Here is a 7,077-nt window from a genome sequence, read left to right as displayed (position 1 = left end):
CAGGAGAACTCCTGCGGGGCCCGCTCTCTTCGTGGAAAGCCTTACTTCACCGCGTCCAGCGCGTCGATCAGGCCCGCGCCGTAGAAGCCGCGCCCGGTGGCGCCGCCGTCACAGTTCGCGGCCCAGTTGCCGGTGCCGTCCGGGTCGTACGTCCCGGCGGGGCACGGCTGGCGGTCGGCGTCGTGCATCAGGGACGCGACGACGTGCTGCGCCGACCAGCCCGGGTGGGCCGAGCGGATCAACGCGACGACGCCCGCGGCGTGCGGGGACGCCATCGAGGTGCCCTGCTTGTAGCCCCACTTGCCGCCCACGACGGTCGACAGGATGCGGCCGTTGGCGTCCGGCGTGGACGGGACCTGCATGCGGTCCCCACCCGGCGCCGCGACCTCGGTCTCGGTGCGGCCGTAGTTGGAGAAGTACGACTTGAGGCCCTTCACGCCCACCGACGACACACCGACCACGCCGTGGATCTCGGCGGGGATCTTGGTGCAGGTGTTGTCGGTCTCGCGCTCGATCGGGGTGCCGTTGTTCGGGCTGCCATCGTCCATGATGTTGCGCGACAGGTCCCAGTTGCTGTTGCCCAGCGCGGCGACGTTCACGACGCCCTTGCGGTGCGAGTACTGGATCGCGCGGTCGACGGCCTCGGCGACGGCCTTCTGGTCGGCGTCACCCTTGCACCACAGGTACCACGGGTCGACGAAGTACGAGTTGTTCGTGACCTGCACGCCCTTCTCGGCGGCCATCATGAACCCGCAGATCGCGTACTCGGGGTAGATGTACCCGTCGTCGTTGACGACCTTGATCGACGCGAGCTTCACGCCCGGCGCGACGCCGACGATGCCCACGCCGTTGCGCGCGGCGGCGATGCTGCCCGCCACGTGCGTGCCGTGGTCACTGGTGGTCGGGGCCCACGACGCGGGCGAGGAGTCCGGCACACCCTGGTTGGTGCAGCCCACCGAGCGCGAGGCGTCGATGTTCGCGGCCAGGTCCGGGTGTGTCGCCTCGATGCCCGAGTCGAGCACTCCGACGACGACGTTCGAGCTGCCCGCGTTGATCGCGTGCGCCTCGTCCGCCTTGATCATCTTCATGTCCCACTGGTTCGCGGCCAGCGGCTCGGGGTCGGCGAGCGTGCCCTGTGCGCTGTCGACGACCTGCTCGGTGTCCTCCAGCGCGCGCTGGGCGGCGCCCGAACCCTGGGCCGCGGAACGCGCGGTCGAGTCGGTGGAGTCGGTGGACATGGTGGTGGCGGTCGGCGCGGCGGCCAGCTCGGCCAGGTTCTGGGTTGCCCCAGCGCCCTGCACGCCGGGCTTGCCCCGCACGATCTTGGCGAACTCGGGGTTGGACGAGGTCGCGATGACCACGCCGATCTCCGGCCAGCTCTTGACGACGGTGCCGCCCGCGTCGGTGACGGCCTTCTCGGCCATGCCGAACGCGGGACCCTTCGCGCCCAGCACGGCGAAGTGCGCGACCGCGCCGGTCTCCGCGACGGGCGCGGCGGTCGCGGGCTGGATCGCCACCGCGGCGACACCGGTCGCGGAGGCGATCACCACCGCTGCGCCTAGCATGCGGAGTCGGGAACGCTTTTGCACGTGGAACCTCCAGATGTGACTGAGTAGGCCGAGCCACACGCCGATCAGGCGTCAGGGGCGGACCCGGCTCCGCAGAAACCTGTCACCGAGGGACCCTAAGGGGCAATCCACCGAACGGCGCAGTGTGGCCCCGGCCCGGTCACGCCCGATCGGAACTGGGAGAATCACCGTGTGTCGACCGAGCAGAACGCCCCCGTTGCCCCCAAGCCGCGAGTGCTGTCCGGCATCCAGCCCACAGCCGACTCGTTCCACTTGGGAAACTACCTGGGCGCGGTCCGGCAGTGGGTGGCCCTGCAGGAGACGCACGACGCCTTCTACTTCATCGCAGACCTGCACGCCATCACCGTCGAACACGACCCGAAGCTGCTGCGCAAGCGCACCCGGGTGTCGGTGGCGCAGCTACTCGCCCTGGGGCTCGACCCGGACCGCGCGACGCTGTTCGTGCAGAGCCAGATCCCTGAGCACGCCGAACTCGGCTGGGTGATGCAGTGTCTCGCGGGCTTCGGCGAGGCCAGCCGGATGACGCAGTTCAAGGACAAGTCCGCCAAGCAGAGCGTCGACCGGGTGACAGTGGGATTGTTCGCGTACCCGGTCCTGCAGGCCGCCGACATCCTGCTCTACCGGCCGCAGTACGTCCCGGTCGGTGAGGACCAGCGCCAGCACCTGGAGCTGACCCGCGACCTCGCGCACCGGTTCAACACCCGCTTCGGCAAGGCGTTCCAGCCGCCGGAGGCCTACATCCTCAAGGGCACGGCGAAGATCTTCGACCTGCAGGAGCCCTCGGCGAAGATGAGCAAGTCGGCGTCGAGCCCCGGCGGCATCATCGAGCTGCTCGACGACCCGAAGGTGTCGGCCAAGAAGATCCGCTCGGCGGTCACCGACACGGGTCGCGAGGTCGTGTTCGACCAGGAGAACAAGCCTGGTGTGAGTAACCTGCTCAGCATCTACTCGGCGCTCACGGGTCGCGAGATCGACGAGCTGCAGACGGCGTACGAGGGCAAGGGCTACGGCGACCTGAAGAAGGACCTCGGCGAGGTCGTCGCAGACTTCGTCACCCCGGTCCGCGACCAGGTCAAATCCTATATGGACGATCCGGCGGAGCTGGACAAGGTCCTCGCCCGCGGTGCCGAACGGGCCCGCGAGGTCGCGTCGGGGACGCTGGCGCGGGTCTACGACAAGCTCGGGTTCCTCGCCGGACGCGGCTGACCCTCGTCCCACGATCGTGTTCGCGTTGCGGGCCTGCTTTCCGACCAATAGTTTTCAATGGTGACGGAGAGTGTGGATAAGCCCGAATCGAAGATCGCCCGGCTGCGCAGGCGCAGGCCGGGCATAGATCACCTGATCAGGGCATACGACGCCTTCACCGAGCGATACGGCGAACACTTCGCCGCGTCGATCACGTACTTCAGCGTCCTGTCGCTGTTCCCGCTGCTCCTCATCGGTTTCGCCATCCTCGGTTTCGTGTTGGCGGGCCAGCCGGAGACCCTGCAGAGCCTGCGCGAGTCGATCACCTCGGCCGCCCCCGGCAACCTGCAGGGACTGCTGACGGACTTGGTGGACACCGCCGTCGAGGAACGCGGCAAGGTCGGGATCATCGGTCTCGTCGCCGCTATCTACACCGGACTCGGCTGGATGACCAACCTGCGCGACGCGCTGACCGCGCAGTGGGGGCAGAAACCGGTCCAGCAGCCGTTCCTGCGTGGCCTCGGCGTGGACCTGCTCGCCCTGCTGGGTTTGGGCGCGGCGATGGTGATCTCGTTCGGCCTCAGCGCGGTCGGCGCGGGCCTGGCGGACACGTTGCTCAACTGGGTCGGCCTGGGCGGCTACGGCTGGGCCAAGGTGCTGCTGTTCGTGATCACCACGCTGTTGGGCATCGCCGCGAACTGGCTGGTGTTCCTGTGGGTGATCTCGCGGCTGCCCCGAACAGCGGTGACGGCCCGAAGCGCGATGCGCGGGGCGTTGGCCGCCGCGATCGGGTTCGAGGTCTTGAAGATCATCGGAACGATCTACTTGAACACGGTGATCGGCGGCCCGCTGGGGTCGATCGTCGGCCCGATCGTCGGTCTGCTGGTGTTCGCGAACCTGGTGTCCCGGTTCCTGCTGTTCATCACGGCTTGGACAGCCACGGCGAAGGAAAACCTGATCAAGGAACCCGTCGAGCCACCCCCGCCCGCCGTCATTCGCCCCACCGTCGAGATCGCCCGCACCCCAAAGGTCAGCGAAGCCGCAGGCCTCATGGGAATCGGCGCCGTCCTGGCACTCGCCCTCCGCCGCCGCCGGTAAGCACTTCAGGTTCCTGAGTGCAAGTGTGCGGGGTGACTTATCCACAGTCTCGCCGATCCATCCACAGGAATCCGCACACCCACCGCAAACCCCCCACCCGCCGATAGACTGGCCAAGGGCAGCCCCCCGAGGTGGGTGGGGGTTTGTTGTCGCGCGGGGGTTGTTGTTGCGCGGGGGTTGTTGTTGCGCGGGAGTGGGTGCCGGTTTAGGCGGCGCGGGCTGCTCGGGCGCGCTTGCGGCGGATCCACAGCGCGAACGAGATCAGGATGGCCACGCCGGCCGCTGCTACCAGCGGTGCGCCGAAGGTGCCGAAGGCCGAGCGGTTCGCGTCCGGGCTCAGTGCCGCCGCGTCGGACGGGGACGACGATCCCTCCGCCGACGGAGCCCCGTTGGCCGTGTCGTGCTTGCGCTGGGCCTCGGGGGCCTTGTCGACCAGCTGGCCCACCGGCTTCGTCTTGGCCTTGGCCAGCGCGAACCCGTAGTCGAGCAGCTTGGCGGCCTGGTCACCCAGCGGCGCCGGGGTCGGCTCGCCGCGCAGGAGGACCACCGAGAGGCGTCGGTCGCCCTGCTTCGCGGTGCCCAGGTAGGTGTGGCGGGCGTCGTCGGTGAAGCCGGTCTTGCCGCCGAGGAAGCCCGGGTACTTCCCGAGCAGCCGGTTGTCGTTGGTGACCTTGTAGCCGGGCTTGGTGCCGTAGCCGGGGAAGTCGATCGACTTCGTCGACGCGGCCTCCGCGAACTCCTTGTGCTTCATGGCCGCCCGCACCAGCAGGCTCAGGTCGTACGCCGACGTGCTCATGCCCGGCCCATCGAGCCCGGACGGTGTGGCCGCGCGGGTGTCGAGGGCGCCGAGTTCCTTGGCCAGCGTGTTCATCTTCGCCAGCGCCACCTTCAGCCCGCCCAGTTCACGCGCCAGCGCGAACGCCGCGTCGTTGCCCGAGCGCATGACCAGGGCGAACAGAAGCTGCCGGACGGTGTACTTGCCGCCGGGGCCGACACCGACCTTGGTGCCCTCCTGCGCGGCGTCCTCCGCGGTGCCCTCGACGACCTGTTCAAGCCGCAACTCACGGATCACGACGATCGCGAGGAGCACCTTGATCAGCGAAGCGGGCCGCTCGCGGGCGTGCGGGTCCTTCGCGGCCAGCACGGCGCCGCTGTCGATGTCGGCGATCACCCACGACGCCGACGCGATGTCCGGGACCTGCGGCGCGGCGTTCGCCGGCTGGACGAGTCCGCACTCACCCATCCGGGTCCCACCAACCGGCTCATCCGGCACGGGCAGCGGCGCGGGGCTCGGCTCGCCCGGCTTGGGCTGCTCCGAGGTGTCGATCGGCGGCGGCGGGCGGTCGTGGTTCTGGCACTGGGCGCTGTTCGGCGCGGGCTTCTGCCCCTCTGTCGTGGTCGGCTGCGCGGCGGCGATCGGTGTCGCACCGAAAGCCGCGACGATCACTGCGCACAACGACACGAGGAGGGCGGGCACGGTCTGGCGAGCTGCGAAGCGCACAAGAGCAGATTAGGGCCAGCAACGATCAGGCCACGATCCGGCCTGTCACCCGGTGGTGGCACTCAGTTGGTTCCCCTGGTCGCACGGCGTGTCACGGTGCGGGTCGCGCGTCACGGACGGGTGAGTTATCGCTGTGGATCAAACTGGGACTTGGCTATCAGTTACCGATGAGTAATATCGCGATATGCCTACCGGCCGCACGTACGACATCGTCCTGTTCGGCGCCACCGGCTTCACCGGCGCGCTGACCGCCGAGTACCTCGCGCGAAATTCCCCGGCCAAGCTGCGGTGGGCGCTCGCGGGCCGGAACAAGGCGAAGCTGGAGTCCGTGCGGACCAAGCTCGCCGCGATCGACCCCGCCCTGGCCCAGATGGACCTGCTGACCGCCGACATCGGCGACCCGGACTCGCTCAAGGCGGTCGCCGAGGCGTCCCGCGTGGTCATCACCACGGTCGGCCCCTACGTCAACTTCGGCGACGCCCTCGTCGCCGCCTGCGCCGAAGCGGGCACGGACTACGTCGACCTGACCGGCGAGCCCGAGTTCGTCGACCGCACCTACCTGCGCCACCACGCCAAGGCGGTCGAGACCGGCGCCCGGCTCGTGCACTGCTGCGGCTTCGACTCCATCCCGTACGACCTGGGTGTGCTCTTCACCGTCGACCAACTCCCGGCGGGCGTCCCGCTCACGGTGAACGGCTACGTGCGCGCGTCCGCCGAGTTCTCCGGCGGCACGTTCCACTCGGCGATCACCGCGTTCTCCAGGCTGCGGGCCAGCGCGAAGATCGCGAGCGAACGCCGCAAGGCCGAGGGCAGGCCCAAGGACCGCAAGGTGCGCGGCCTGACCGGCAAGCCCCACTTCGAGAAGGACGCGCGCGCGTGGGCCATCCCCGCGCCCACGATCGACCCGCAGATCGTCCTGCGCAGCGCCCGGGCCCTGCAGCGCTACGGCCCGCAGTTCTCCTACGGCCACTACATCGCGGTCAAGAAGCTCCCGATGGCCGTGGGCCTGGTGGGTGGTGTGGCGGCGCTGTTCGCCCTCGCCCAGGTCCCACCGGCCCGCAACTGGCTGCTGAACCGCAAGAAGCCCGGCGACGGGCCGACGGCGGAGAAGCGCGCCCGGTCGTGGTTCAAGGTGACGTTCGTGGGTGAGGGCGGCGGCAAGCGGGTCGTCACGGAGGTCGCGGGCGGCGACCCCGGCTACGACGAGACGGCGAAGATGCTGTCCGAGTCGGCGCTGTGCCTGGCGTTCGACGAACTTCCGGAGACCTCGGGCCAGGTCACCACGGCGGTGGCGATGGGCGACGCCCTGACCAAGCGGCTGGTGGCGGCCGGGATCGTGTTCAGCGTCCTGGAGAGCTGAGCAGAGAACGCCAAGCGCTTTCGGGGAGCAGAAGTGTGCCCCCGCAAGGGTTCTTGGAATCCCGCACGGCCGTTTCGCCGGGCACGAACGCAACTTCGACACACTCGCTGTCAGCCCCGCTTCGGGTGGACTTTCGCCACCGTGCGTGACCAAGATCCATCTTGTTTCACTCCCGTCTGAATTCGCCTTCCAGGCGGCGCAGAAACTTCACCGATTCGGCTGACGTGAGAGCCACCTCCAGCAGGCTATCAGCGGTGTTCTGGAACACAAGGACCTCAGATTCGCGGTCCACGAACACCGATGACCCGGGGTGTTCGAGGTGCACAACTGGACCAGCCTTGGGG

7 protein-coding genes are annotated in these 7,077 nt (G+C 68.9%); 3 read left to right on the top strand and 4 right to left on the bottom strand.

Annotated features, from left to right (window positions below; all coding sequences use genetic code 11):
* Nucleotides 1-41: 41 nt before the first annotated feature.
* A complete protein-coding gene (locus ACRDSQ_RS13975; RefSeq protein WP_431421484.1) occupies nucleotides 42-1,565 on the bottom strand; it encodes a S8 family peptidase in 1,524 nt (507 codons plus the stop codon).
* 195 nt (nucleotides 1,566-1,760) lie between these two features.
* On the opposite strand from ACRDSQ_RS13975, the gene trpS reads away from it, so the two are divergent.
* Together trpS and yhjD are read left to right on the top strand one after the other, a co-directional pair.
* Entirely contained in the window at nucleotides 1,761-2,795 is a 1,035-nt protein-coding gene (trpS, locus tag ACRDSQ_RS13970; RefSeq protein WP_431421483.1) for a tryptophan--tRNA ligase, read from the top strand.
* Between the two features lie 72 nt (nucleotides 2,796-2,867).
* Nucleotides 2,868-3,872, top strand: a complete 1,005-nt coding sequence (gene yhjD, locus ACRDSQ_RS13965; RefSeq protein ID WP_431421482.1) for an inner membrane protein YhjD — start codon at nucleotides 2,868-2,870, stop codon at nucleotides 3,870-3,872.
* A gap of 205 nt (nucleotides 3,873-4,077) precedes the next feature.
* On the opposite strand, the gene ACRDSQ_RS13960 is transcribed toward yhjD, so the two are convergent.
* Nucleotides 4,078-5,373: a serine hydrolase gene (locus ACRDSQ_RS13960; protein ID WP_431421480.1), complete on the bottom strand. Its 1,296-nt coding sequence runs from the start codon at nucleotides 5,371-5,373 to the stop codon at nucleotides 4,078-4,080.
* Between the two features lie 184 nt (nucleotides 5,374-5,557).
* Between ACRDSQ_RS13960 and ACRDSQ_RS13955 the strand changes: the two genes are divergently transcribed.
* The gene (locus tag ACRDSQ_RS13955; protein WP_431421479.1) at nucleotides 5,558-6,733 is read left to right on the top strand and encodes a saccharopine dehydrogenase family protein; all 1,176 of its coding nucleotides are present in this window, start codon (nucleotides 5,558-5,560) and stop codon (nucleotides 6,731-6,733) included.
* Here the strand turns inward: ACRDSQ_RS13955 and ACRDSQ_RS13950 are convergent.
* Nucleotides 6,714-6,893: a DUF397 domain-containing protein gene (locus ACRDSQ_RS13950; RefSeq protein ID WP_431421478.1), complete on the bottom strand. Its 180-nt coding sequence runs from the start codon at nucleotides 6,891-6,893 to the stop codon at nucleotides 6,714-6,716. The two genes, ACRDSQ_RS13955 and ACRDSQ_RS13950, sit on opposite strands and share 20 nt — an antisense overlap.
* 6 nt (nucleotides 6,894-6,899) lie before the next feature.
* Nucleotides 6,900-7,058: a Scr1 family TA system antitoxin-like transcriptional regulator gene (locus ACRDSQ_RS13945; RefSeq protein ID WP_431421485.1), complete on the bottom strand. Its 159-nt coding sequence runs from the start codon at nucleotides 7,056-7,058 to the stop codon at nucleotides 6,900-6,902.
* Nucleotides 7,059-7,077 lie beyond the last annotated feature (19 nt).

The sequence above is a fragment of the Actinokineospora sp. genome (assembly GCF_050699995.1).
In the GTDB taxonomy this organism is placed as follows: Bacteria; Actinomycetota; Actinomycetes; order Mycobacteriales; family Pseudonocardiaceae; genus Actinokineospora.
The sequence above is the reverse complement of the archived record's forward strand: the minus strand, read 5'-3'. Positions and strand labels throughout refer to the sequence as shown.